Origin of the sequence: Burkholderia sp. AU15512, assembly GCF_002223325.1 — a bacterium.
GTDB lineage: Bacteria > Pseudomonadota > Gammaproteobacteria > Burkholderiales > Burkholderiaceae > Burkholderia.
On record NZ_NKEX01000003.1, the window covers coordinates 1,927,792 to 1,951,944 of the forward strand.

A 24,153-nucleotide genomic window follows, 5' to 3' on the forward strand; every position below is an offset into this window, starting at 1 on the left:
TCGCGCCAAGCGCGCCGCTTGCTTTATGATGTGCGCGCCGCGGCCGCCAGCCGGCGCGGCGCCGGCCGCACGGAACCGCTGCGCGGCCGCTCGGAACCTATCGCCGCCGCGGGCCGTGACACCCGCCGCCAAGCCGCCGGAGAACCATTCGATGTCGTCCCCTCGCCTGTCGCGCCGCCACTTCACGATCGCCGCCGCGTCCGCCAGCCTCGCCGCCTGCACGTCGTTCGGCGACAAATCCCGCCCCGGCGCCACACTGCCACAGGAAAAGCCGGTGAAGATCGGCATCGCCCTCGGCGGCGGCGCCGCGCGCGGCTTCTCGCACATCGGCGTGCTGAAGGCGCTCGAGGCGCGCGGCATCCCGATCGAGATCGTCGCGGGCACGAGCGCGGGCTCGGTGGTCGGCGCACTCTATGCATCGGGCATGAGCGCCCTTCAGATCAACAAGATCGCGCTCGACATGGACCAGGCGGCGATCAGCGACTGGGCGCTGCCATTCCGCTCGCGCGGGTTGCTGCAAGGCGTGGCGCTGCAGAACTTCCTGAACAAGACACTCAACAACCGGCCGATCGAGAAGATGGCGAAGCCGCTCGGCATCGTCGCGACCGATCTGCAAAACGGCCAGCCGATCCTGTTCCAGCAAGGCAATACGGGGCTCGCGGTGCGTGCATCGTGCAGCGTGCCGTCGGTGTTCGAGCCGGTGAAGATCGGCAACCGCGAGTATGTGGATGGCGGCCTCGTGAGCCCGGTGCCGGCGTCGTATGCGCGCAAGATGGGCGCGAGCTTCGTGATCGCGGTCGACATCTCGTCCCGGCCGGACGGCGCGGCAACCAACAACCCGATCGAGATGCTGCTGCAGACCTTCACGATCATGGGCCAGACGATCAAGACCTACGAGCTCGACAAGTACGCGGACGTCGTGATTCGCCCGAACCTCAACGCGATGGGCGGCAGCGACTTCAACCAGCGCAACGCGGCGATTCTCGCGGGCGAGGAAGCCGTCGCGCGCATCATGCCGGAACTGCAGCGCAAGCTCGCGGCAGCACGCGGCGTGGCGGCCGCGTAACGCACGCGATGCACAGGCCGGCGCGCGCCGGCCCGCCGACGGCGCGACGGTTTTCAGCCCGCCGTTCGCACCGCCCCAAAACAAAAAACCCTGCCGCCTTTCGGTGACAGGGTTTTTTTCGATCCGGCCGGACCGGCCGTCGAACGTCAGTTGTTGCCGTTCGCGGAATCGTCGCCGATCGTCGCGCGCACGCGCTGACGCAGGTCTTCCGGCTTCATCGGGAACTCCGATTCGAGCCGGCGCGCGCCGGTGAAACGCTTTTCCCAGTAGCCGCTGTCGAGATCGTCGACGCGGATGGTGCTGCCCGTCGACGGCGAGTGCACGAACTTGTTGTCGCCGATGTAGATGCCGACGTGCGAGAACGTACGGCGCATCGTGTTGAAGAACACGAGATCGCCCGGCTTGAGGTTGCTCATGCTCACCTTCTCGCCGACGCGGCTCATCTCTTCCGCACGACGCGGCAGCGACATGCCGAGGGTGTCCTGGAACACGTAGCGCACGAAGCCGCTGCAGTCGAGGCCCGAATCCGGCGAGTTACCGCCCCAGCGATAACGCACGCCGATCATGTTCAGCGCACCGACGACCACATCGCCTGCCTTGCCGGCCATGCCCGCGAGGAACGACTTCGCGCCGCCGCTCGACGGCTGCGCGCTGGTCTGCTGGAGGGAGGCATTCGACGCGCTCTGCGTCGAATTCGTGACATTCTGGTTAAAACTGCTGACTTCGTCGGCGAACGCGCCGGGTGCTGCTGCGAACAGGGCGCCGATGAACAGCCCGGCGATGGTGCGCGCGCATGCCTGGGTCAGGGATCGATGCTGCATTGGTCGATGGAATGTGCTTAAAAATCAGCTGATTGGCGGAAAATTTCGGTCGATACTAGCCAGCGCGTAATCGTTTGTCAAAACAAATTAATAAATACAATCGAGATAGTCAGACCATTGGCCGCCTATCACGCTTTCCAGACCGCTTTCAACAGCTTTTGTGTGTAAGGATGTGACGGCCTGGCGAAGATGTCGGCCACTTCTCCCGACTCGACGACAGCCCCGTCCTGCATCACCGCGACGCGGTGCGCCATCGCCCCGATCACCTCGAGGTCATGGCTGATGAAGACATAGCCGAGGTTGTATTTCTGTTGCAAATTCGCGAGCAGTTTCAGCACCTGCTGCTGGATCGACACGTCGAGCGCGGACGTCGGCTCGTCGAGGATCAGGATGCGCGGCTCCAGCACCAGCGCCCGCGCGATCGCGATCCGCTGGCGCTGCCCGCCCGAGAATTCGTGCGGATAACGGTGCAGCACCGTGCGGTCGAGGCCGACTTCGCGCAGCACCGCGAGCGACTTCTCACGCCGCGCGTCGGGCGTCATGTCCGGGCGATGCAGCTCGAGCCCCTCGCCGACGATCCGCTCGATCGTGTGACGCGGCGAAAGCGAACTGAACGGATCCTGAAAGACGACCTGCATGTTCGAGCGCAGCGCGGTCTGTTCGCGGCCGCGATAGGTCGACAGCGCGCGCCCCTGGAATTCGATCGTGCCGCCGGCCGTCTTCTGCAGGCCGAGCAGCGCCATCGCGAGCGTCGACTTTCCCGACCCCGATTCGCCGACGATGCCGAGCGTCTCGCCCTGCCGCACCGACACCGACACGTCGGCTACGGCCGTCACCGGCACCGAGCCGAACCAGCCCGCGATGCCCGGCCGCTTGCGTGCGAACTGCACGCTCACGTGCTGCGCGTCGAGCACGACGGGCGCGATCGGCATCACCGGCGTGACCGCGCGTTGCGGCCGGCTGTTCAAGAGCCGCTGCGTGTACGGATGCTCGGGTTCCGCGAAGATCCGTTCGACGGGCCCGCTCTCGACGAGCCGGCCGTGCTCCATCACCGCGACACGATCCGCGAAGTGCCGCACGAGATTCAGGTCGTGCGTGATCAGCAGGATCGCCATGCCGCGCTTTTCCGCCTCCTCGCGCTGCAATTCCAGCAGCAGGTCGACGATCTGCGCGCGGATCGTCACGTCGAGCGCGGTGGTCGGCTCGTCGGCCAGCAGCAGCCGCGGCCGGCAGGCGAGCGCCATCGCGATCATCGCGCGCTGGCGCTGGCCGCCCGACAACTGGTGCGGATAGCTGTCGACGCGCTTCTCCGGCTCCGCGATGCCCGTGCGCGCAAGCAACGCGATCGCGCGCTTGCGCGCCTCGACCGCCGAGACGCCGTCGTGCAGCACGATCGTCTCGCCGATCTGCACGCCGATCGTATACAGCGGGTTGAGCGCGGTCATCGGCTCCTGGAAGATCATCGCGATGTCCGAGCCGCGCAACCCGCGCATCTCGCGCTCGCTCTTGGCCGTCAGGTCCTGCCCGGCAAAGCGGATCGTGCCGCTCACGTCCGCGTCGCGCAACAGCCGCAGGATCGACAGCGCGGTCACGCTCTTGCCCGACCCCGACTCGCCGACCAGCGCGACGCGCTCGCCGCGGCCGATCGCGAGCGTCACGTCGTCCACCGCGACCGTGTCGCCGAAGCGCACGTGCAGATGCTCGAGCGCCAGCAGCGGCTCGCGCTGCGTCGATACGACCGGTTCGCTCATCGCTGGCCTCCCGCCGCGCGCACCGAATCGGCAATCCGCGTGTCGAGTGCGTTGCGCAGCGCATCGCCCATGAAGGTCAGCAGCAGCAGCGTCGCGACCAGCACGCCGAAGGTCGACAGCGAGATCCACCACGCGTCGAGGTTGCCCTTGCCCTGCGCGAGCAGCTCGCCGAGGCTCGGGGTCGGCGGCGGCACGCCGAGCCCGAGGAAATCGAGGCTCGTGAGCGCGAGGATCGAGCCGCTCATCCGGAACGGCAGGAACGTGATCACCGGCGTGAGACTGTTCGGCAGCACGTGGCGCCAGATGATCTGCCAGTTCGTGAGGCCCATCGCGCGCGCCGCGCGCACGTAGTCCTGCGTGCGGTTGCGCAGGAATTCCGCGCGCACGTAGTCGGCGAGCCCGATCCAGCCGAACAGCGACAGCAGCACGATCAGCAGCAGGAAGCTCGGCTCGAAGATCGACGCGAAGATGATCAGCAGGTACAGCTCGGGCAGCGAACTCCAGATCTCGATCAGCCGCTGCCCGACGATGTCGATGCGCCCGCCGAAGAAGCCCTGCACGGCGCCCGCGGCGATCCCGAGCAGCGTGCCGATCACGGTCAGGATCAGCCCGAACTCGACCGACACGCGGAACCCGTACACGAGCCGCGCGAGCAGGTCGCGCCCCTGCGCGTCGGTGCCGAGCCAGTTCGCACGCGACGGCGGCGCGGGGTTCGGCACGTTCGAGAAATAGTTCAGCGTGTCGTAGTAGTAGCGGTTCGGCGGGTAGACGACGAAGTTGCCGGGCGCCTCGAGCCGCTTGCGCACGTATGGATCGAGATAGTCGGCCGGCGTCGGGAAGTCGCCGCCGAAGGTCGTCTCCGGATACGCGTGGAACAGCGGGAAATAGGTCTGGCCGTCGTAACGCACGACGAGCGGCTTGTCGTTCGACCACAGCGGCGCCGCCACGCTCACGGCGAACGCCACGAAAAAGATCACGAAGCTCCAGTAGCCGAGGCGTTGCTGCCGGAAGCGCTGCCATACGCGGCGCGCGGGCGACGGCGACACGCGGGCGCGCGCCGCGTCGATGCGGGAGGACACGACGGCCCGGTTCATCGCGCACCTCGCCCGGTGACGCCGGGCATGCAGACGGACGGTTTCATGTCAGCGCTCCAGGGTGTCGAATTGAATGCGCGGATCGACCCACACATAGCAGAGATCGGAGATCAGCTTGGTCGCGAGCCCGATCAGCGTGAACAGATAGAGCGTGCCGAGCACGACCGGATAGTCGCGCCGCACGACCGACTCGTACGACAGCAGCCCGAGGCCGTCGAGCGAGAACAGCGTCTCGATCAGCAGGCTGCCGGTGAAGAACGCGCCGATGAACGCAGCCGGAAAGCCGACGATCAGCGGCAGCATCGCATTGCGAAACACGTGCTTCCACAGCACGTTGCGCTCGGAAAGCCCCTTCGCACGCGCGGTCAGCACGTATTGCCGGCGGATCTGGTCGAGGAACGCATTCTTCGTCAGCATCGTGACGACCGCGAAGCTGCCGACGACCGACGCCGTGATCGGCAGCGCGATGTGCCACAGATAGTCGAGCACCTTGCCGACGAGCGACAGCTGCGCGAAGTTGTCCGACGTGAGCCCGCGCAGCGGGAACAGCTGCCAGAACGAGCCGCCGCCGAACAGCACGAGCAGCAGCACGCCGAGCACGAAGCCCGGAATCGCATAGCCGACGAGCACGACGAGGCTCGTCGCGACATCGAACGGCGAGCCGTTGCGCACGGCCTTCGCGATGCCGAGCGGCACCGATATCAGGTACGTGAGGAAGAACGTCCACAGCCCGATGCTGATCGACACGGGCAGCTTCTGCACGACCAGCGACCACACGCTCTGGTGGCGGAAGTAGCTTTCGCCGAGATCGAAGCGCGCGAAGCGCTTGAGCATCAGCCAGTAGCGCTCCAGCGGCGGTTTGTCGAAGCCGTAGAGCGCCTTGAGCTGCGCGAGCTGCTGCGCGTCGACGCCGGTGTGCGCACGCATCCCGAACGGCACCGCGCCCTGCTCCGTCGCGCCCTTGCGCAATTCCTGTACGGCTTGTTCGACGGGGCCGCCCGGCACGAACTGGATCACCGCGAACGTGAGGGTCAGCACGCCGATGAGCGTCGGGATCATCAGCAGCAGGCGTTTGAGGATGTAGCTCCACATAGGGCGTCGACTCGCGATCGGTAGGCGGGATGGGACGTCAGGGCGGCGCGGTTCAGTGATCGGGCTTCGCCCACCACGTCGACACGACCCAGCCCTCGGCCGAATAGTACAGCGGCAGCGTCTGCGGATAGGCAAGCGTGCGCTTGTACGCGACCCGGTGCGTCGTGCTGTACCACTGCGGGACCGCGTAGTAGCCGTGCATCAGCACACGGTCGAGCGCGTGCGTTGCGTCGAGCAGGTCTTCGCGCGTCTGCGCGGTACCGAGCGCGTGCAGCAGCGCGTCGACGGCCGGCGACTTCAACCCGATGAAGTTGTCGGAGCCCGGCTCGTCGGCGAACTTGCTCGCGTAACGCGAGTATTGCTCGGCACCCGGCACCTGCACGCCCGGCAGGCGGATCGTCGTCATGTCGTAGTCGAACGCGTCGAGACGCTTTTGCAGCAGCGCGAAATCGGCCGTGCGAAAACGTGCGTCGATGCCGAGCTTCGCCAGATTGCGCTGATACGCCGCCACGATCCCTTCCATTGCCGCGCCGGAATCGTCGAGGATCTCGAACGTGAACGGCTCGCCCTTCGCGTTGCGCAACGCGCCGTCCCGATAGGTCCAGCCGGCCTGCGCGAGCAGTGCGCGCGCCTTCAGCAGGTTCGCGCGCAGCGAGCCCGGCGGATTCGTGTTCGGCTGCGTGACCACCGGACCGAACACGGCCGGGTCGAGCTGCGCGCGCAGCGGCTCCAGCAGCTTCAGCTCGCCGGGGCCCGGCGTGCCGGTCGCCTGCAGGTCGGTATCGGCGAAGTAGCTGTTCATACGCGTGTAGGCGCTGTAAAACAGCTGGCGGTTCAGCCATTCGAAGTCGAACGCGAGGTCGAGCGCCTGGCGCACGCGCACGTCGCGAAACAGCGGCCGGCGCAGGTTCATGAAAAAGCCCTGCATGCCCGCGCCGTTATGCTGGCGGAATTCACGCTTGACCAGCTCGCCGTTGTCGAAGCGCTTGCCGACGTCGCGGCGCGTCCAGTTGCGCGCGATGTACTCGACGAGCACGTCGTATTCGCCGGCCTTGAACGCCTCGAGCCGCGCGACGCCGTCGCCGTACAGCTTGTAGACGATCCGCTCGAAGTTGTTGGTGCCCACCCGCACCGGCAGGTCGGCGCCCCAGTACGCCGGGTTGCGCCGGTAAGTGATCGTCCGGCCGTTGTCGTAATGGTCGATCACGTACGGGCCGCTGCCGATCGGCTGCTCGAACGCGAGCTGGTCGAACGGGATGCGCGAGCCGTCCGCGCGCAATCCCCACTTGCGGGAAAACACCGGCACGCCGCCTGCGATCAGCGGCAATTCGCGGTTCGCGCTGCGGAACTCGAAGCGCACGGTGGCCGGATCGACGACCACGGCCTTCGCGATCTCCGCGAAATAGGCGCCGAACTGCGGCGCAGCCTGCTTGCTCTTCAGCGTGTCGAACGAGAACTTGACGTCGTCGGCGGTGACGCGCTCGCCGTTCGAGAAGCGCGCGCGCGGATTCAGGTGAAACGTGACCGACCGGCGGTCCGGCGCGATGTCGATGTCGTCGGCGAGCAGCCCGTACGCGGAGGCCGGCTCGTCCGAGCTGCCGGTCGCGAGGCTCTCGAACAGCATGTCGATGCCCGGCGCGGGGTTGCCGCGCATCGTGAACGGGTTGAACTTGTCGAACGACGTCAGCCGGTTCGGGTTCGCCAGCACGAGCGTGCCGCCCTTCGGCGCGTCGGGGTTGACGTAGTCGAAATGCTTGAAGCCCGGCGGATACTTCGGCTCGCCGTACTGCGCAATGGCGTAGGCCGCGTGCGCAGCGGTCGCGGCCAGCACCGTTTGCAGCACGAACACCGCGGCCGCGCGGCCGGCAGTTCGTGCCGCACGGCGGACGCGCGCGGCGGCGGCCCGGGGCGAACCCTTCGTCATAGAGGCCCTGTCGGTCGAATGAGGGGAGTAACGAGGGACGATTCTACCCATTCAAGCCAGCGAGCCAAAAGAAAACCGCCACGCGGGCGGTTTCTTCACGAGCGGATCGGAGGCGCGCATCAGGGGCGCGCCCTGCCGATCAGCGCCAGCCGTTGTGGCGGCCGTTGTCCCAGTGGCCACGATCGCCACGATCGCCCCAGCCACGGCCGTGATGGCGATACCACTCGTCACGGCCCCAGTAGCGGCGGCCGTCCCAGTAGCGGTCGCCGTGCCAGCCGATCACGATGGCCGGTCCCGGTGCATACACAGGGGCCGGCGCGTAGACCGGCGCAGGCTGATAGACGACCGGCGGCGGAGGCGGCGGCGCATACACGGGTGCGGGCGCGACGTAGACCGGCGCCGGAACGCCGAGATTGATCCCGACATTGACTCCCGCCATTGCTGCGCCCGACACGAGCAAGGCCGTCATACCGGTCAAGAGCGAGGCAACACGCAAGGTCTTCATGGATTCCTCTTCTGGTTGTTTCATGTGTGATTCGACTATAACGGCAAGCGCCGTCCCCGCATATTTCCACTTTGTAAGAACTGATGCGCCGCATCGCAACGGTAAGCCCGCGCTAACGTCTTGTAACAATCGTCGCCCGCCCCGCCCCCTCACGCCCCATTCCTAAAACATCTTTCATCCTGCCCCGCGTCCCGCGTTAAGCGGCGCCACGCACACTGCGCGAGCCGAACCGGGCGCCCGCCGCGCTTCGGCACTTCGCTGACAGGCCGGCGCCCCGCGCCGGCGGAGACCTTGCCGATGCTGAATCTCGTCCGACTCGCGCTTGCGCGCCCCTACACGTTCATCGTCCTCGCGCTGCTGATCCTGATCGCGGGGCCGCTCGCGGCGCTGCGCACGCCGACCGACATCTTCCCCGACATCCGGATTCCGGTCATCAGCGTGGTGTGGAACTACGCGGGCCTGCAGCCGGCCGACATGGCCGGACGCATCGTCACCTACTACGAGCGCACGCTCGGCACGACGGTCAACGACGTTGCGCACATCGAGTCGCAGTCGTTCCGCAGCTTCGGGATCGTCAAGATCTTCTTCCAGCCGAGCGTCGACATCCGCACCGCGACCGCGCAGGTCACGTCGATTTCGCAGACGGTACTCAAGCAGATGCCGCCGGGCACCACGCCGCCGCAGATCCTCAACTACAACGCATCGACCGTGCCCGTGCTGCAGCTGGCGCTGACGAGCGACACGCTGAACGAACAGCAGCTCGGCGACTACGCGACCAACGTGATCCGGCCGCAGTTGCTGTCCGTCGCGGGGGTCGCGATTCCGTCGCCGTACGGCGGCAAGGTGCGCCAGGTGCAGATCGATCTCGATCCGCAGGCGCTGCAGGCCAAGGGGCTGTCCGCACAGGACGTCGCGACCGCGCTGGCGCAGCAGAACCAGATCATCCCGGCCGGCACGCAGAAGATCGGCGGCTTCGAGTACAACATCAGGCTCAACGACAGCCCGCTGACCATCGACCAGCTCAATGCACTGCCGATCCGGAGCGTGAACGGCGCGGTGATCTTCATGCGTGACGTCGCGCACGTGCGCGACGGTTATCCGCCGCAGGGCAACATCGTGCGCGTCGACGGCCGGCGCGCGGTGCTGATGAGCGTGCTGAAAAGCGGTTCGGCGTCGACGCTCGACATCATCTCGGGCGTCAAGGCGCAGTTGCCGCGCATCGAGGCGACCCTGCCGCCGTCGCTCAGGCTCGTCGTGATGGGCGATCAGTCCGTGTTCGTCAAGGGCGCCGTCAGCGGCGTGGCCCGCGAAGGCCTGATCGCCGCCGCGCTCACGTCCGCGATGATCCTGCTGTTCCTCGGCAGCTGGCGCTCGACGCTGATCATCGCCGCGTCCATTCCGCTCGCCGTGCTGGCCGCGATCGCGGCGCTCGCGGCCGCGGGCGAGACGCTCAACGTGATGACGCTCGGCGGACTCGCGCTCGCGGTCGGCATTCTCGTCGACGATGCCACCGTCACGATCGAGAACGTGAACTGGCACCTCGAACAGGGCAAGGCGGTGCGCGATGCGATCCTCGACGGTGCGTCGCAGATCGTCGCACCGGCCTTCGTGTCGCTACTGTGCATCTGCATCGTGTTCGTGCCGATGCTGCTGCTCGACGGCGTGGCCCGCTTCCTGTTCGTGCCGATGGCCGAAGCCGTGATCTTCGCGATGATCGCGTCGTTCGTGCTGTCGCGCACGTTCGTGCCGATGATGGCCCGCTACCTGTTGAAACCGCATGCCGCGCATCCGGCGGCCGCGCTCGCGCCGCATGGTGCGCCGTTCCCGCCGCCACGCGCACGCAATCCGCTCGTCGCGTTCCAGCAAGGGTTCGAGCGCCGCTTCGCGGCACTGCGCGCCGGCTACCGCGTCGTGCTCGGTCTCGCACTCGTCCACCGTGCGCGTTTCGTCGCGCTGTTCCTCGCGGCGGTCGCGGTGTCGTTCGTGCTGGTGCCGTGGCTCGGCCGCAACTTCTTCCCGTCGGTCGACGCAGGCGAAATCGCGATTCACGTGCGCGCACCGATCGGCACACGCATCGAGGAGACGGCCGCGCTGTTCGACCACGTCGAGCAGACGGTGCGCGGCGTCGTGCCGCCGCACGCGATCGCGAGCATCGTCGACAACATGGGGCTGCCGAACAGCGGGATCAACCTCACGTACAGCAACAGCGGCACGATCGGCCCGCAGGACGGCGACATCCTCGTGTCGCTCTCGGGCGACCACGCGCCGACCGCCGACTACGTCAAGCAGTTGCGTACGCGGCTGCCGCGCGCGTTTCCCGGCGTGACGTTCTCGTTCCTGCCCGCCGACATCGTGAGCCAGATCCTCAACTTCGGTGCGCCCGCACCGATCGACGTGCAGGTGACGGGCCCCGATCGCGCCGCCAACCACACCTATGCGACCGAGCTGTTGCGACGCATCCGCAGCGTGCCGGGAGTGGCCGACGCGCGCGTGCAGCAGGCGTCGACCTATCCGCAGTTCACCGTATCGGTCGACCGCACGCGGGCCGCGCAACTCGGCATCACCGAGCAGGATGTCACCAATGCCGTGGTCGCGAGCCTGTCCGGCACGAGCCAGGTGTCGCCCACCTACTGGCTCGATCCGCACAACGGCGTGTCGTATCCGATCGTCGCGCAGACGCCCCAGTACCGGATGACATCGCTGGCGGACCTGCGCGCGCTGCCGGTAACGGGCCGCTCGGGCGCGCCGCAACTGCTCGGCGGGCTCGCGACGATCGTGCGCGGACAGACCGACGCGGTCGTGTCGCACTACGACATCGCCCCGCTGTACGACATCTTCGCGACGACGCAGGACCGCGATCTCGGTGCGGTCAGCGCCGACATCGAACGCGTACTGCACACGAGCGCGGCCGGCTTGCCCAAGGGATCGCGCGTGACCGTGCGCGGCCAGGTACAGACGATGAACGGCGCATTCGGCGGGCTGCTCGCGGGCCTCGCCGGCGCGATCCTGCTGATCTACCTGCTGATCGTCGTCAACTTCCATTCGTGGCGCGACGCATTCGTGATCGTGAGCGGCCTGCCCGCGGCGCTGGCCGGCATCGTCTGGATGCTGTTCGTCACGCGCACGCCGCTGTCGGTGCCGGCCTTGACCGGCGCGATCCTGTGCATGGGCGTCGCGACCGCGAACAGCATCCTCGTGGTGACGTTCGCGCGCGAACGGCTCGCGCACACCGCCGATGCGGCCGTCGCCGCGCTCGAAGCCGGCTTCACGCGCTTTCGGCCCGTGATGATGACCGCACTCGCGATGATCATCGGCATGGCGCCGATGGCCCTCGGTCTCGGCGACGGCGGCGAGCAGAACGCGCCGCTCGGCCGCGCGGTCATCGGCGGCCTGCTGTGCGCGACCGTCGCGACGCTCGTGTTCGTGCCCGTCGTGTTCAGCCTCGTCCACCGGCGCGATCGCGCGCCTCGTTCCGAATCCCTGCCCCTCACTCCGGGAGAACAGCATGTCCACTGAATTCGAAGTCCGCCCTCCTGGCACGCCGCGCTACCTGAAACCGCTCGCGATCGCGGGCGCCATCGCCGCGCTCGCCGTCGCGGCGGCCGGCGTCGTCGCCCGCGTGAACGATGCGCACGCGGTCGCCGCCTGGACCGTGCAACAGGCGATCCCGACCGTCGCGACGGTTGCGCCGCAGCCGGCCGCGGCCGACGCGCTGGTGCTGCCCGGCCGGCTCGACGCGTACGTCGACGCGCCGATCTACGCGCGCGTGCCCGGCTACCTGCACGCGTGGTATGCCGACATCGGCGCGCATGTGAAAGCCGGCCAGTTGCTCGCGTCGATCGACACGCCCGATCTCGACCAGCAATTGCAGCAGGCACGCGCGGACCTGCAGAGCGCGAACGCGAACGAACGGCTTGCGGCCGTCACGGCCGCTCGCTGGGCCGAGATGCTCGCGCAGGATTCCGTCTCGCAGCAGGAGGCCGACGAGAAACGCAGCGACCTCGACGCGAAACGCGCGGCCGTCGCGGCAAGCACCGCCAACGTGCGACGGCTCGAAGCGCTCGAATCGTTCAAGCGGCTCACCGCGCCGTTCGACGGCATCGTGACGGCCCGCAAGACCGATGTCGGCGCGCTGATCGACGCGGGCAGCGGCAACGGCGCCGAACTCTTCACCGTCTCGGACGCGCGGCGGCTGCGGCTGTACGTCCACGTTCCGCAAGACGACGCGGCCGCGATCCGCGCAGGCATGCGTGTCGCGCTGACCGTGCCCGAGCGCCCCGGCATGACGTTCGACGCCACGCTCGCGGATTCCGCCCAATCGATCGATCCGGCTTCCGGCACGCTGCTCGCGCAGTTCTCGATCGCCAATCCAGCAGGCACGCTGTTCCCGGGCGAGTACGCGCAGGTGCGGATCGCGATGCCCGGCGCCGCGCATGCGCTGTCGATTCCGGCAAGCACGCTGATCTTCCGCCACGACGGGTTGCAAGTCGCCGTGCTCGATGCGACCGGGCATGCGCGGCTGCGCACCGTATCGATCGCGACCGATCTCGGCACGCGTGTCGAGATCGCATCGGGGCTCGCGGCCACCGACCGCGTGATCGACAATCCGCCCGATTCGCTCGCGGACGGCGACCCCGTGCGTATCGCCGGCACCACGGCGACGGAGCGTGCGCATGGCTGACCGTCTGCTCGCTGTGTGGCTGGGCAGCGTCGCGCTGCTCGCCGGCTGCTCGTTGGCGCCGGCCTATCGCGCGCCAGCAGTTCCGGTGCCGACCGCGTTTCGCGAAACGGGCGCGTGGGTCGATGCCGTACCAGCCGATCGCCTGACGCGTGACGGCTGGTGGCGCGTGTACGGCGACGCGACACTCGACCGGCTCGAACCGCTCGTCGCACGCGCGAATCCCGACCTCGCCGCCGCCGTCGCAAGGCACGACGAAGCCGCCGCGCTGTTCGACGAGGCGCATGCGGCGTTGCTGCCGGCCGTGGGCATCGATGCCGAGACCGATCGCGACCGTCAGTCCGCGCGCCGGCCGCTGCGCGGCAGCGGCCAGCCCGACACCTATGAGTCGAACACGCTCGAAGCGGGATTCGGTTACGACGTCGATCTCTGGGGCAAGGTCCGCAACGCGGTCGCGGCCGGCCGCGACGACGCGCAGGCGGCCGACGACGACCTCGCGTCGGTCCGGCTCAGCCTGCAGGCCGCCGTCGCCAGCACCTACTTCGACCTCGCGGGGCTCGACCGTGAAGCGGACACGCTCGCGCAAACGATCGACACGTACCGTCGTGCATGGCAACTGACGGTCAGTCGCCATCGCGGCGGCCTCGCATCGGGGCTCGACGTTTCGCGTGCGCAAACGCAACTCGCGCTCGCCCAGGCGCGTGCGTCCGACATCGCCGCTCGTCGCGCGCTCGACGAGCATGCGATCGCGGCACTCGTCGGGGAATCCGCGTCGACGTTCTCGCTGCCGCCCGTTGCGGCGCTGCCGGGCGTGCCGTCGATTCCGACCGGACTCGCGTCGACGCTGCTCGAACGCAGGCCCGACGTCGCCGCCGCCGAACGCCGCGTCGCGGCCGCGAACGCGCGAATCGGCGTCGCACGCGCCGCGTACTTTCCCGACCTGTCGCTCGGCCTCGACGCCGGATTCCAGAGCGATACGTTTTCGCCGTGGCTCGCCGCGCCCAACGAGATCTGGTCGATCGGGCCGCGTCTCGCGATGACGCTGTTCGACGGGGGCCGGCGTGCCGCCGGCGTACGCCATGCGCGCGCGCAGTTCGACGAACAGGGCGCGCGCTACCGCGCGGTCGTGCTGCAGGCATTCCGCGACGTCGAGGACGATCTCGCGCAGTTGCATCGCCTCGGCGACGAATCGGACCAGGACGACGCGGCGCTCGTCGCGGCGCGGCACTCGCTTGCGCTGGCGATGTCGCGCTATCGAGACGGCGCGGTCAGCTATCTCGACGTGGTCACCGCGCAGACGACCGAACTCGATACGCAGATCGCGGCGCTCGACGTCGACGCCCGACGCCTGCAGGCATCCGTCGGGCTCGTGCGCGCGCTCGGCGGCGGCTGGCACGCCGCACGTTCATGAACGTTTCTTCATCGGCGCGCCCGGTGCCCGCACGGGCGCATCCGATAACGTCGACCCTGCCGGCATCGCCATCGCAGCACCGGCCACTGTCACTTGAAAAGGATCACGCCATGAAGACATTGATGTTCGCCACCCTGCTCTCCGCCCTGTGCGTCGCGCTGCCCGGCCGGGCCAGCGCAACGCAGCCCGACACCGCGACTGCGCCGCAGACGTACGCCGCGACCGCTTCCGCATCGTTGTCGTCTCAACCGGCATGGAACGCGCGACCGGCGACGCCGCTGACACGTGCACAGGTTTATCGTGAACTCGTCCACGCCGAACGCGATGGCCAGCTCGCGCAACTCAACCGCGAACTCTATTCGCACTGAACGTGCGCAACCGAACCTGCCGCGCGACGCGCGGCATCGCGCTGTGCCATCTGCCAGGCACAGCGCGATGCCGCTCCGTCATCCGCCTGCGTCGAACCTGAACCCGAATCGCGCAACCGTTTCGATGCGCGCGGAAAACGCGTGTGCGGCCAGCTTGCGCCGCAACCGCACGACCAGCGCATTGACCGTCTCGGGTTCGACGTCGGCATCACCCCACGCATAACGCAGCACGGCATCGCGCCCGACCGGTCGCCCCGCTTCGCGCAGCAGGCATTCGACGAGACGAAATTCCCGCATGCTGAGCGCCAGCCTCCGGCCCCGCTCCTCGAGTGCACGCGCGGCCACGTCGAGCCGGACCGACTCGCGCATCGCGATGACACCGTTGCGGCGCCACAGCGCACGCAACCGCTCGTGCAGCTCCACGAACGAACAGGGATGGGCAAGACACACATCGCAGCCGGCCAGCAACATCCGCGCGCGCTGCGCAGGTGTCGTCCCGCCCACGATCGCGGCAATCGTTGCGCCGCCCGCCGATGCGGCGAGTCGCGGCAATGCCTCGAGCATCGTGGGGTCGGCAGCGGTATCGGGCGCAATGATCACGATGGCATCGAACCGGTCCTGGGTCGCCACGAAGCAGCCGTCGCGCCATCCGTCGACGCGCTCGACGCCGTGCGTGCTCTCGCGAAAGGCCTTGTCGAGCCGCGCCGCCTCCGGGTTCGGCGAAGAAATCAGCAGGATGCGCATCGCTCGTTCCCCGACGCCGTCACGCGAGCGAGCGCGGCCAGCATTCGACCGTGATCGCCGCGCCGGCCAGCGGTGCATCGCCGATCCGCAGCGCAAAGCCGTGCACGCGCATCACCGCCGAGACGATGCTCAGCCCCAACCCCGAGCCGCTCACATGGCGCGTGCGCTCGCCGCGATAGAAACGCTCGAGCACCGCGTCGCGTTCGCCGGGCGGGATGCCGGGCCCGGTGTCCTCGATCCGCACGAGCGGCCCGCTCGGCGTTGACTGGAGCGCGACGCGCACGCGGCCGCCCGGCGGCGTGAACTTGATCGCGTTGTCCGCGAGATTGCTGAATGCCTCGAACAGCAACGCACGATCGCCATGAATGCGGTCGACCGATGCTGAAGCGAGTTCGAACGACACGTCGACGGCTTCGGCCAGCGGCTCATAGAGCTCGCAAACGTCGCGCAGCAAGGCCGCGACGTCGACCGCGGCAAAGCCGCCACGCCGGCTCAGCGTGCCGATCTCGGAGATGCGCAGCATCGCGCGAAAGCGCTCGAGCAAGCGGTCGGTCTCGTCGCGCGCCGACGCGAGCAATGCCGACGACGCCGGGTCGTCCACGCAAAACGGCTGCTCCGCGAGCCGGGCCAGCATCGTGTGCACGCGTGCGAGCGGCGTGCGCAGATCGTGCGCGATGCCGTCGCAGGTATGACGCACCTCGCCCATCAGCCGCTCGACTTCGTCGAGCATGTGGTTCACGAGATGCGCGAGCAGGTCGAGTTCGTCGTAGCGTCCGACCGGCAGCCGCTTGCCGAGATCGCCCTCGGCGATCTGCCGCGTGACGCGCCGGATCGCGGCGACGCGGCGCATCTGCCGCATGCCGAGCATGCTGCCGCCCGCGATGCCCGCGATCAGGATCATCACGCCGCCGATCACGAGCCCGCGGATCGCGACATCGCGGATCTGGATGAAATGGGACAGGTCGCGTGCGACGACCAGCGTCATCCCGTTGTCGCGGCGTACCGCCATCGCGCGCGTGATCGGCGCGGGCTGGCCGTCGAGCGGCGCAAGCGTGCGGTTCAGCGTGCGTCCGTGGCGATCCGTGCGCAGCGCGGGCGGCGTAGCGATGTCCCCGGCCACGCGGCGCCCGTTCGCGTCGAACAGCCCGTAGAAACTGGTATGCATGTGCTCGTGCTCGAGCCGCCGGTGGATCGCGAGCGGCAGCTCGGCATCGGGAATCGAATCGAAATAGATCAGTTGCCATGCGAGCACCTCGTCGGTGTCGCGCGCCATCGTGTGCGTCGCGGCCACGCTGATCACGCCCGCGAGCACGAGCAGCGAAACCGAGAAGATCGCCGCATACGCGCACAGCCACCGAAACGTCGTCGTGTGCCAGCGGCGCGTGAAGTTCGCCGCGCGAGCCGCATCCATCCGAGCCTCCGTCATGCGAGCATGTAGCCCGAGCCGCGCACCGTCTGGATCATCGGGGTCACGCCGGGCGGATCGATCTTCTTGCGCAACCGGCCCATGTGGACGTCGATCAGGTTGGTGCCGGGATCGAAGTGATAACCCCATACCGTCTCGAACAGCATCGTGCGCGTGATCGTCTGCCCCGCATTGCGCATCATGAATTCGAGCACGCGGAACTCGGTCGGTAGCAGCGGAATCTCGTCGGCCCCGCGACGCGCGCAGCGCGAAATGAGATCGAGCTCGAGCGCCCCGACCTTCAACAGCGTCTGCTGCGGCACGCCCGACGCCTGCCGGCGACGCAGCAGCACCTCGATGCGGGCGCTCAGCTCGCCGGAATCGAACGGCTTCGTCAGGTAATCGTCGCCGCCCGCGCGCAGCCCGCGGATGCGCTCGTCGACATCTCCGAGCGCGCTCAGCATCAGCACCGGCGTATCGATGCCGACCGTGCGCATCGCGGTCAGGATCGCGAGGCCATCCGCGCCCGGCAGCATCCGGTCGAGCGTGATCGCGTCGTATGATGCGCTCATCGCGCGCAGCATGCCTTCGCGGCCGTTGTCGATCCAGTCGACCTCGAACCCGCGCGCGGTCAATTCGCCGACGATTTCGTTCGCGGTCACCGCATCATCCTCGACCGTCAGTACTCGCATGGTTGCCCTCGCAATGAACGTCATGACGGGCGCACGCGATGCGCCCGCGACTATCGTAGCCGCCTCGATCGCCGTCCGGCGTTACATGAAAAATGCTTCATCCGGCGCCGTGGCGCACGGGTGAAACATGTTTCATCCGGGCGTCGCCCACCCCCTCGTGCACGCCGCCTACGCTGACGTCATGCGGCATCGGGCCGCGCAACCAGGAGCTTCCGGATGAAACTGTCGACTACCGTCGCCTGCATGCTGCTCGCATGCGCCAGCACCGCCGCGTTCGCGGCACCGCACCTGACGCCGCAGGAATGCAACGCGTATCCGTTCGTCCACACCGGCCACGACGTCACGCATGCGGACCTCGTGCGCGAACTGACCGAACTCGAACAGGTCGGCTACGAACCAGCGCATGCAAGCCCGTATTACCCCGACGATCTCGACGGTGCGAAAGATCGGCTCGCCGCCGAGTACCGCGCCGACTGCACGCACGCGCTGACGGCGGATGCGGGCGCACGGCACTGAGTCCGCTGCCCGGCGCGACACGGCCGAAAAAAAGCAAAAGGCGGCACGCGCGTGCCGCCTTTTGTTCATGAACGCGCATGGATATCGACCGCTGCGCCTGGCTGCCGCTCAGCGCGACATCATGTTCATGCTGACGTTGTGCATCACCCACAGCGTGCCGACGATCAGGATCGCCGCGGTCAGCACCGTGTAGCTGAACGCCATCACGTTCCAGCGCTGGCCCGACGAGCCGTTCATGTGCAGGAAGTACACGAGGTGCACGACGATCTGCACGAACGCGAGCACGGCCAGCGCGACCAGCGACGCGTGCGGCGACAGCACGCCGCCCATCACGAGGCCGAACGACGCGGCCGTGAGCAGCACCGACAGGATGAAGCCGGCGACGTAGCCGCCGACACTGCCGTGCCCTTCTTCGAGTTGAGACGAATGCGAATGGGCCATTTAGATCACGCTCGCGAGATAGACAAAGGAAAACACGCAGATCCACACGATGTCGAGGAAGTGCCAGAAGAGGCTCAGGCACGTCAGGCGTCGCAGGTCGCGATCGGTCAGATCGCCGCCGCGCAACACGATCTGCCCGGCGAGCACGATCATCCACAGCAGGCCGGCCGTCACGTGCAGCCCGTGCGTGCCGACCAGCGTGAAGAACGCCGACAGGAACGCGCTGCGCTGCGGGCCTGCGCCCTCCGCGATCAGGTGCGAGAACTCGCGCAGTTCCATCACGAGAAACGCCGCGCCGAGCACGAACGTCACGCCAAGCCACGCGAGCAGCGCGCCGCGCCGCTGCTTGTACGCAGCGAGCATCGCGAAGCCGTACGTGATGCTCGACAGCAGCAGCGCGCCCGTTTCCACCGCGACGCCCGGGATATCGAACAGGTCTTTCGCGGTCGGCCCGCCCGCATACTGCTGGCCGAGCACCGCGAACGTCGCGAACAGCGCCGCGAAGATCACGCAGTCGGTCATCAGGTACAGCCAGAACCCGAACACCGAATGCGACGGCGGATGGTCGTCGTGCTCGAGCAGGGTTGCGCTCAAGGTTTTCTGCAACATCAGTTGGCCTCCAGTTCCACGTCGTCGACGCGCGCAGCCACGCGCTTCGTCGGCTGCTTGTCTTCGATCTTCCGCACCGTCGACGCGGGGATGTAATAGCCGTCATTGTCGCGCGAGCTGTAGATCACGAGCGTCGCGACGATCCCGACGAGCCCGCCGATCGCCATCCACCAGATGTGCCACACCAGCGCGAAGCCGAGCACCAGGCTGAAGATCGCGACCACGAGGCCCGCGCAGGTATTCGACGGCATGTGGATATCGCGAATCGCCGCCGGGTTCGGCCGGCCTTCGCCGTGTGCCTTCATGTCCGCATACGCGTCGAGCGTGCGCACTTGCGGGATCACCGCGAAGTTGTAGTCGGCCGGCGGCGACGAGGTCGCCCACTCCAGCGTGCGGCCGCCCCACGGATCGCCCGTCGTGTCGCGGTACTCGGGCAGGTTGCGGTTGCGGATGCTGACCACCAGTTGCAGCAGCTGGCATGCAATGCCGATCGCGATCAGCACGGCGCCGAATGCGGCGACCAGCAGCCACGGATGCCAGGCCGGGTTGTCGTAATGGTTGATCCGGCGCGTCATGCCCATGAAGCCGAGCACGTAGAGCGGCACGAACGCCACGTAGAAACCGATCTGCCAGAACCAGAACGCCGCCTTGCCGAGCTTCTCGTTCAGCTTGAAGCCGAACGCCTTCGGGAACCAGTAGTTGAAGCCCGCGAGATAGCCGAACAGCACGCCGCCGATGATCACGTTGTGGAAGTGCGCGATCAGGAACAGGCTGTTGTGCAGCACGAAGTCCGCGCCGGGAATCGCCATCATCACGCCGGTCATGCCGCCGAGCGTGAACGTGACCATGAAGCCGATCGTCCACAGCACCGGCGTCGTGAATTCGATCCGGCCGCGGTACATCGTAAACAGCCAGTTGAACACCTTCACGCCGGTCGGGATCGCGATGATCATCGTCATGATGCCGAAGAACGCGTTCACGTTCGCACCCGAGCCCATCGTGAAGAAGTGGTGCAGCCACACGAGGAACGACAGCACCATGATCGCGCAGGTCGCGTACACCATCGTCTTGTAGCCGAACAGCGGCTTCTTCGCGAACGTCGAGATGACTTCCGAGAAAATGCCGAACGCCGGCAGGATCAGGATGTACACCTCGGGGTGACCCCATGCCCAGATCAGGTTCAGGTACAGCATCGCGTTGCCGCCGGCTTCGTTCGTGAAGAAGTGCATGCCGAGGTAACGGTCGAGGCCGAGCAGTGCGAGCGTCGCGGTCAGGATCGGGAACGACGCCATGATCAGCACGTTCGTGCAGAGCGCGGTCCACGTGAACACCGGCATCTTCATCAGCGTCATGCCCGGCGCGCGCATCTTGATGATCGTCACGAAGAAGTTCACGCCGGTCAATAGCGTGCCGACGCCCGAGATCTGCAGCGCCCACAGGTAGTAGTCGACCCCTACCCCCGGACTGAACTGCAGCTCCGACAGCGGCGGATACGCGAGCCAGCCCGTCTGGGCGAATTCGCCGATCACGAGCGACACGTTGATCAGGATCGCGCTGACGGCCGTCATCCAGAACGACAGCGAGTTGATGAACGGGAATGCGACGTCGCGCGCGCCGATCTGCAGCGGCACGATCAGGTTCATCAGGCCCACCATGAACACCATCGCCATGAAGAAGATCATGATCACGCCGTGTGCCGTGAAGACCTGGTCATAGTGGTGCGGCGGCAGGTAGCCGGGCCCGTTGTACGAGAGCGCGAGCTGCATGCGCATCATGATCGCGTCCGCGAAGCCGCGCAGCAGCATGATCAGCGCGACGATGATGTACATCACGCCGAGCTTCTTGTGATCGACCGTGGTCAGCCATTGCGTCCACAGCCATTTCCATCGGCCGGTGATCGTCAGCGCGGCGAGGATGCCCAGCACGACCAGCCCCATGAAGGCGCCTGCCCCCATGATGATGGGCTGATCGAACGGGATCGCCGAGAGTGTGAGTTTGCCGAACATGCGTTACCCCTTCGTGCCGCAGGCGGCGTCCTTCAGGTCGAGGACGTGGCCATCGTTGTATTTCGCGATGATGTTGTGGAAGAGCCGCGGATCGACCGACGAGAAGTAGCGCACGGGCGCCTTCTCGCTCGGCTGCGCGACGGTGCCGTACACGGTCGCGTCGAGCCGGTCCGGCGACGCCTTCACCTTTTGCACCCATGCATCGAACTGTTCGCGCGGCTCGGCGAGCGTGCGGAACTTCATGTCGGAGAAGCCGCGGCCGCTGAAGTTGGCGGACGTGCCCGCATAGTTGCCGGGCTCGTCGGCGATCAGGTGCAGGCGCGTCTGCATGCCGGCCATCGCGTAAACCTGGCCGCCGAGCTGCGGGATGAAGAACGAGTTCATCACCGAATCCGACGTGATGCGGAAGTTCACCGGCGTGCCGACCGGAATCGCGAGCTGGTTCACCGACGCGATGCCGAGTTCCGGATAGATGAACAGCCACTTCCAGTCGAGCGCGACGACCTCGACGTCGATCGGCTTCACCGACGACTCGAGCGGCTTGTACGGGTCGAGCTCGTGCGTGGTCTTCCACGTGAGCACGCCGAGGAACAGGATGATCAGCGTCGGCACCGTCCAGATCACGACCTCGATCGCGGTCGAGTGCGACCAGTTCGGCGCGTAGGTGGCCGTGCGGTTCGACGCGCGGTAACGCCACGCGAACCACAGCGTGAGCAGGATCACCGGCACGACGACGATCAGCATCGCCCAGGTGGACGTCGCGATCAGCGCCTTTTCGGCAGCGCCCACGCTTCCTTTCGGATTTAGTACATCTAAATTACAGCCTGACAGGCTCAAAGCCGCGCCGATCGACATCAGCGCCACTCCGCCTTTTGAAGCTTTTCTTTTCATCACACAGCCCGAGGGTCATTGAATCCGTTTGCGTATGCCCGATGCGCATTCGATCCACGAAAGTGGCCGAATCATACGTCGCGCGAGTGCGATGAAAAACCAGCTAATGCGGAAAATCATCATTGCAGAAACTGCCGTGAGACAGATTGTCGCGGGGCAATTTCACGCAGCCGGAAGCCGGCCGGCGCGGCGTGCGCCGGATCGCGACGGAATCGATGCGCGCGCAACGACCGCACCGCCGTGCGGTGCACCCCACTCCGTGCGACGTGCCGCGATCAGCCGCGCGTCGATGCCATGTACGACGGCTGCGGCTGCGCAGGGCCGTCCCCTGTCGGCAGCTTCGAATGACTCGCGTCTTCGATCAGGCGTCCGACGGTCGGATCGATCGCGTCGGTGAACGGCTTCGGATCGATGCCGACCGCCAGCACCACGAGTGCGAGCGACGCGAACATCACGATCTCGCGACGGTTCAGGTCGGCGAGCTTCGCGATCCGCTGGCTCGCGACCTTGCCGAACACGACGCGCTTGAGCATCCACAGCGTGTACGACGCGCTGAGGATCAGCGTCAGCGCCGCGATTGCGCCGATCCAGAAGTTGAAGCGGATCGCGCCCATGATGACCATGAACTCGCCGACGAAGCCCGACGTGCCCGGCAGGCCGACGTTGGCCATCGCGAACAGCACCGTGAAGGTCGCGAAGCGCGGCATCACGCCCGCGACGCCGCCGTAAGCGGCAATCTCGCGCTGCTTCGTGCGATCGACGAGCACGTTCACGCACAACAGCATCGCGCCCGCGACGAAGCCGTACGACACGAGCTGGACGATCGCGCCTTCGACGCCGATCCGGTTGAACAGGAACAGCCCGAGCGTGACGATCCCCATGTGCGCGACCGTCGAATACGCGAGGAGCTTGCCGAGATCGGTCTGCGCGAGCGCGATCAGGCTCGCGTAGACGATCGCGAACAGCGACAGCGCGATCACGGCCGGCGCGAAGAAGTGGCTCGCATCGGGCGTGACCGGCAGCGCGAAGCGCAGGAACCCATACCCGCCGAGCTTGAGCATCGCGAGCATCAGCGCGGCGCCGGTCGGGCCGTCGGTGTAGACGTCGCTCAGCCACGTGTGGACCGGCCACATCGGCACCTTGACCGCGAAGGCGGCGAAGAAGCCGAGGAACACCAGCAACTGCGGCGCGAAGCCGAGCTGCAGCGTGCGCCATACGGCCATGTCGAACGTATGCGACTGCGCGTACAGGTACAGCATCGCCATCAGCAGCAGCAGCGAGCCGGCGAACGAGATGAAGAAGAACTTCACGGCCGCGTACACGCGACGCTCGCGCCCCCACGTGCCGATCAGCAGGTAAAGCGGGATCAGCGTCGCCTCGAAGAAGATGAAGAACAGCAGCCCGTCCTGTGCGACGAACACGCCGACCATCAGCCCCGACAGGATCAGGAACGACGCGTAGTACTGCGCGACGCGTACCGTGACCGACTCCCACGACGCCACCACCACCACGAGCGTCGTGAACGCGGTCAGCACGACGAGCCACAGCGACGCGCCGTCGATGCCGACCCGCCATCCGGAATTGAATGCCGCCAGCCAGTTGCGGCTTTCGACGAACTGCATCGCGGCCGAGTGCGCGTCGAAACCGGCAACCAGCGGCACGACCGCCGCAAGCCCCACCAGCGCGCCGACGAGCGCGATCAGCCGCGTACGGCGCGGATGATGGTCGGAACCGGCGCGCAGCAGGCACGCGCCGAACAGGATCGGAGCCCAGATAGCCAGGCTCAGGAAGGGGAAATCATGCATGTCAACAAGGCCTTGATGAAGTCGCGCACTGCATCGGGGACAGGCGAGACGAAAGGAACGAAATCAAATCGACAGGTAGATTTCGTGAATCGCCAGCGTTGGCAAAATGTAAAGCGGCATCACCGGAAAACTTGACGCCGCTCAAATGCGATCGGGTTAACCAGCATAAGGCGATTGATTATTTTCTGCAGCGCAGCAGAGCATTGATTTTCATCTCAGATCTATGCCCTTGATTTTTATGTGTAATTTTTTGTATTTCCCGATCAGATCGATCGCGAAAATCGACGCAGTGCCGCATTTTTGACTCAGGCGGCCTATTTCAAAGGGTCCGAGC

At 66.9% G+C, this 24,153-nt stretch carries 20 protein-coding genes; 6 read left to right on the forward strand and 14 right to left on the reverse strand.

All coding sequences use genetic code 11. From position 1 onward, the window contains the following. The first annotated feature begins 151 nt into the window (after positions 1-151). Positions 152-1,066, forward strand: coding sequence for a patatin-like phospholipase family protein (locus CFB43_RS11605; RefSeq protein WP_089495123.1), 915 nt, complete (start codon positions 152-154; stop codon positions 1,064-1,066). Positions 1,067-1,212: 146 nt separating this feature from the next. Here CFB43_RS11605 and CFB43_RS11610 read toward each other — a convergent pair whose 3' ends face one another. The 6 genes from CFB43_RS11610 to CFB43_RS11635 form a co-directional block, all read right to left on the reverse strand. Further along, positions 1,213-1,887, reverse strand: coding sequence for a C40 family peptidase (locus CFB43_RS11610; protein ID WP_089495124.1), 675 nt, complete (start codon positions 1,885-1,887; stop codon positions 1,213-1,215). A gap of 128 nt (positions 1,888-2,015) precedes the next feature. Beyond that, complete coding sequence (locus tag CFB43_RS11615) at positions 2,016-3,638, reverse strand: ABC transporter ATP-binding protein (RefSeq protein ID WP_089495125.1); 1,623 nt, start codon at positions 3,636-3,638, stop codon at positions 2,016-2,018. Then, the gene (locus tag CFB43_RS11620; protein WP_089495126.1) at positions 3,635-4,732 is read right to left on the reverse strand and encodes an ABC transporter permease; all 1,098 of its coding nucleotides are present in this window, start codon (positions 4,730-4,732) and stop codon (positions 3,635-3,637) included. The genes CFB43_RS11615 and CFB43_RS11620 overlap by 4 nt, the downstream gene beginning before the upstream one ends. Before the next feature lie 48 nt (positions 4,733-4,780). Further along, on the reverse strand, positions 4,781-5,824 hold the full coding sequence (locus CFB43_RS11625) for a microcin C ABC transporter permease YejB (protein ID WP_089440466.1): 1,044 nt from the start codon (positions 5,822-5,824) through the stop codon (positions 4,781-4,783). Positions 5,825-5,876: 52 nt separating this feature from the next. Continuing rightward, positions 5,877-7,748 (reverse strand): extracellular solute-binding protein, encoded by a 1,872-nt coding sequence (locus CFB43_RS11630; protein WP_089495127.1) that lies wholly within the window; start codon positions 7,746-7,748, stop codon positions 5,877-5,879. 139 nt (positions 7,749-7,887) lie between these two features. Continuing rightward, positions 7,888-8,253: a hypothetical protein gene (locus CFB43_RS11635; protein ID WP_089440468.1), complete on the reverse strand. Its 366-nt coding sequence runs from the start codon at positions 8,251-8,253 to the stop codon at positions 7,888-7,890. Between the two features lie 297 nt (positions 8,254-8,550). On the opposite strand from CFB43_RS11635, the gene CFB43_RS11640 reads away from it, so the two are divergent. From CFB43_RS11640 to CFB43_RS11655, 4 genes are read left to right on the forward strand one after another with little or no spacing between them, the layout of a single operon-like run. Beyond that, positions 8,551-11,769 (forward strand): efflux RND transporter permease subunit, encoded by a 3,219-nt coding sequence (locus CFB43_RS11640; RefSeq protein WP_089495128.1) that lies wholly within the window; start codon positions 8,551-8,553, stop codon positions 11,767-11,769. Continuing rightward, on the forward strand, positions 11,759-12,934 hold the full coding sequence (locus CFB43_RS11645; protein WP_089495129.1) for an efflux RND transporter periplasmic adaptor subunit: 1,176 nt from the start codon (positions 11,759-11,761) through the stop codon (positions 12,932-12,934). Before CFB43_RS11640 ends, CFB43_RS11645 begins: the two co-directional genes overlap by 11 nt. Next, a complete protein-coding gene (locus tag CFB43_RS11650) occupies positions 12,927-14,342 on the forward strand; it encodes an efflux transporter outer membrane subunit (protein ID WP_089495130.1) in 1,416 nt (471 codons plus the stop codon). The genes CFB43_RS11645 and CFB43_RS11650 overlap by 8 nt, the downstream gene beginning before the upstream one ends. Beyond that, complete coding sequence (locus CFB43_RS11655) at positions 14,339-14,710, forward strand: hypothetical protein (protein ID WP_256989970.1); 372 nt, start codon at positions 14,339-14,341, stop codon at positions 14,708-14,710. Before CFB43_RS11650 ends, CFB43_RS11655 begins: the two co-directional genes overlap by 4 nt. 78 nt (positions 14,711-14,788) lie before the next feature. Here the strand turns inward: CFB43_RS11655 and CFB43_RS11660 are convergent, their stop codons facing one another. From CFB43_RS11660 to CFB43_RS11670, 3 genes are read right to left on the reverse strand one after another with little or no spacing between them, the layout of a single operon-like run. Next, on the reverse strand, positions 14,789-15,454 hold the full coding sequence (locus CFB43_RS11660; protein ID WP_089495131.1) for a response regulator transcription factor: 666 nt from the start codon (positions 15,452-15,454) through the stop codon (positions 14,789-14,791). Between the two features lie 19 nt (positions 15,455-15,473). Next, entirely contained in the window at positions 15,474-16,865 is a 1,392-nt protein-coding gene (locus CFB43_RS11665) for a sensor histidine kinase (RefSeq protein WP_089495132.1), read from the reverse strand. A gap of 11 nt (positions 16,866-16,876) precedes the next feature. After that, a complete protein-coding gene (locus CFB43_RS11670; RefSeq protein WP_039342574.1) occupies positions 16,877-17,551 on the reverse strand; it encodes a response regulator transcription factor in 675 nt (224 codons plus the stop codon). A 216-nt stretch (positions 17,552-17,767) separates the two neighbouring features. Here CFB43_RS11670 and CFB43_RS11675 point away from each other — a divergent pair, with 216 nt between their 5' ends. Then, entirely contained in the window at positions 17,768-18,067 is a 300-nt protein-coding gene (locus CFB43_RS11675) for a DUF4148 domain-containing protein (protein WP_039342572.1), read from the forward strand. Positions 18,068-18,175: 108 nt separating this feature from the next. On the opposite strand, the gene cyoD is transcribed toward CFB43_RS11675, so the two are convergent. The 5 genes from cyoD to CFB43_RS11700 form a co-directional block, all read right to left on the reverse strand. Beyond that, positions 18,176-18,508 carry a cytochrome o ubiquinol oxidase subunit IV gene (gene cyoD, locus CFB43_RS11680; RefSeq protein ID WP_009692722.1) on the reverse strand — a complete coding sequence of 111 codons (333 nt, stop codon included), beginning with the start codon at positions 18,506-18,508 and terminating at the stop codon, positions 18,176-18,178. Beyond that, the gene (gene cyoC / locus CFB43_RS11685) at positions 18,509-19,117 is read right to left on the reverse strand and encodes a cytochrome o ubiquinol oxidase subunit III (RefSeq protein WP_089495133.1); all 609 of its coding nucleotides are present in this window, start codon (positions 19,115-19,117) and stop codon (positions 18,509-18,511) included. After that, positions 19,117-21,123: a cytochrome o ubiquinol oxidase subunit I gene (gene cyoB / locus CFB43_RS11690; protein ID WP_089495134.1), complete on the reverse strand. Its 2,007-nt coding sequence runs from the start codon at positions 21,121-21,123 to the stop codon at positions 19,117-19,119. Before cyoB ends, cyoC begins: the two co-directional genes overlap by 1 nt. 3 nt (positions 21,124-21,126) lie before the next feature. After that, the gene (cyoA, locus tag CFB43_RS11695) at positions 21,127-22,014 is read right to left on the reverse strand and encodes a ubiquinol oxidase subunit II (RefSeq protein ID WP_089495135.1); all 888 of its coding nucleotides are present in this window, start codon (positions 22,012-22,014) and stop codon (positions 21,127-21,129) included. Between the two features lie 275 nt (positions 22,015-22,289). Further along, positions 22,290-23,819, reverse strand: a complete 1,530-nt coding sequence (locus CFB43_RS11700) for a complex I subunit 4 family protein (RefSeq protein WP_069248321.1) — start codon at positions 23,817-23,819, stop codon at positions 22,290-22,292. Positions 23,820-24,153 lie beyond the last annotated feature (334 nt).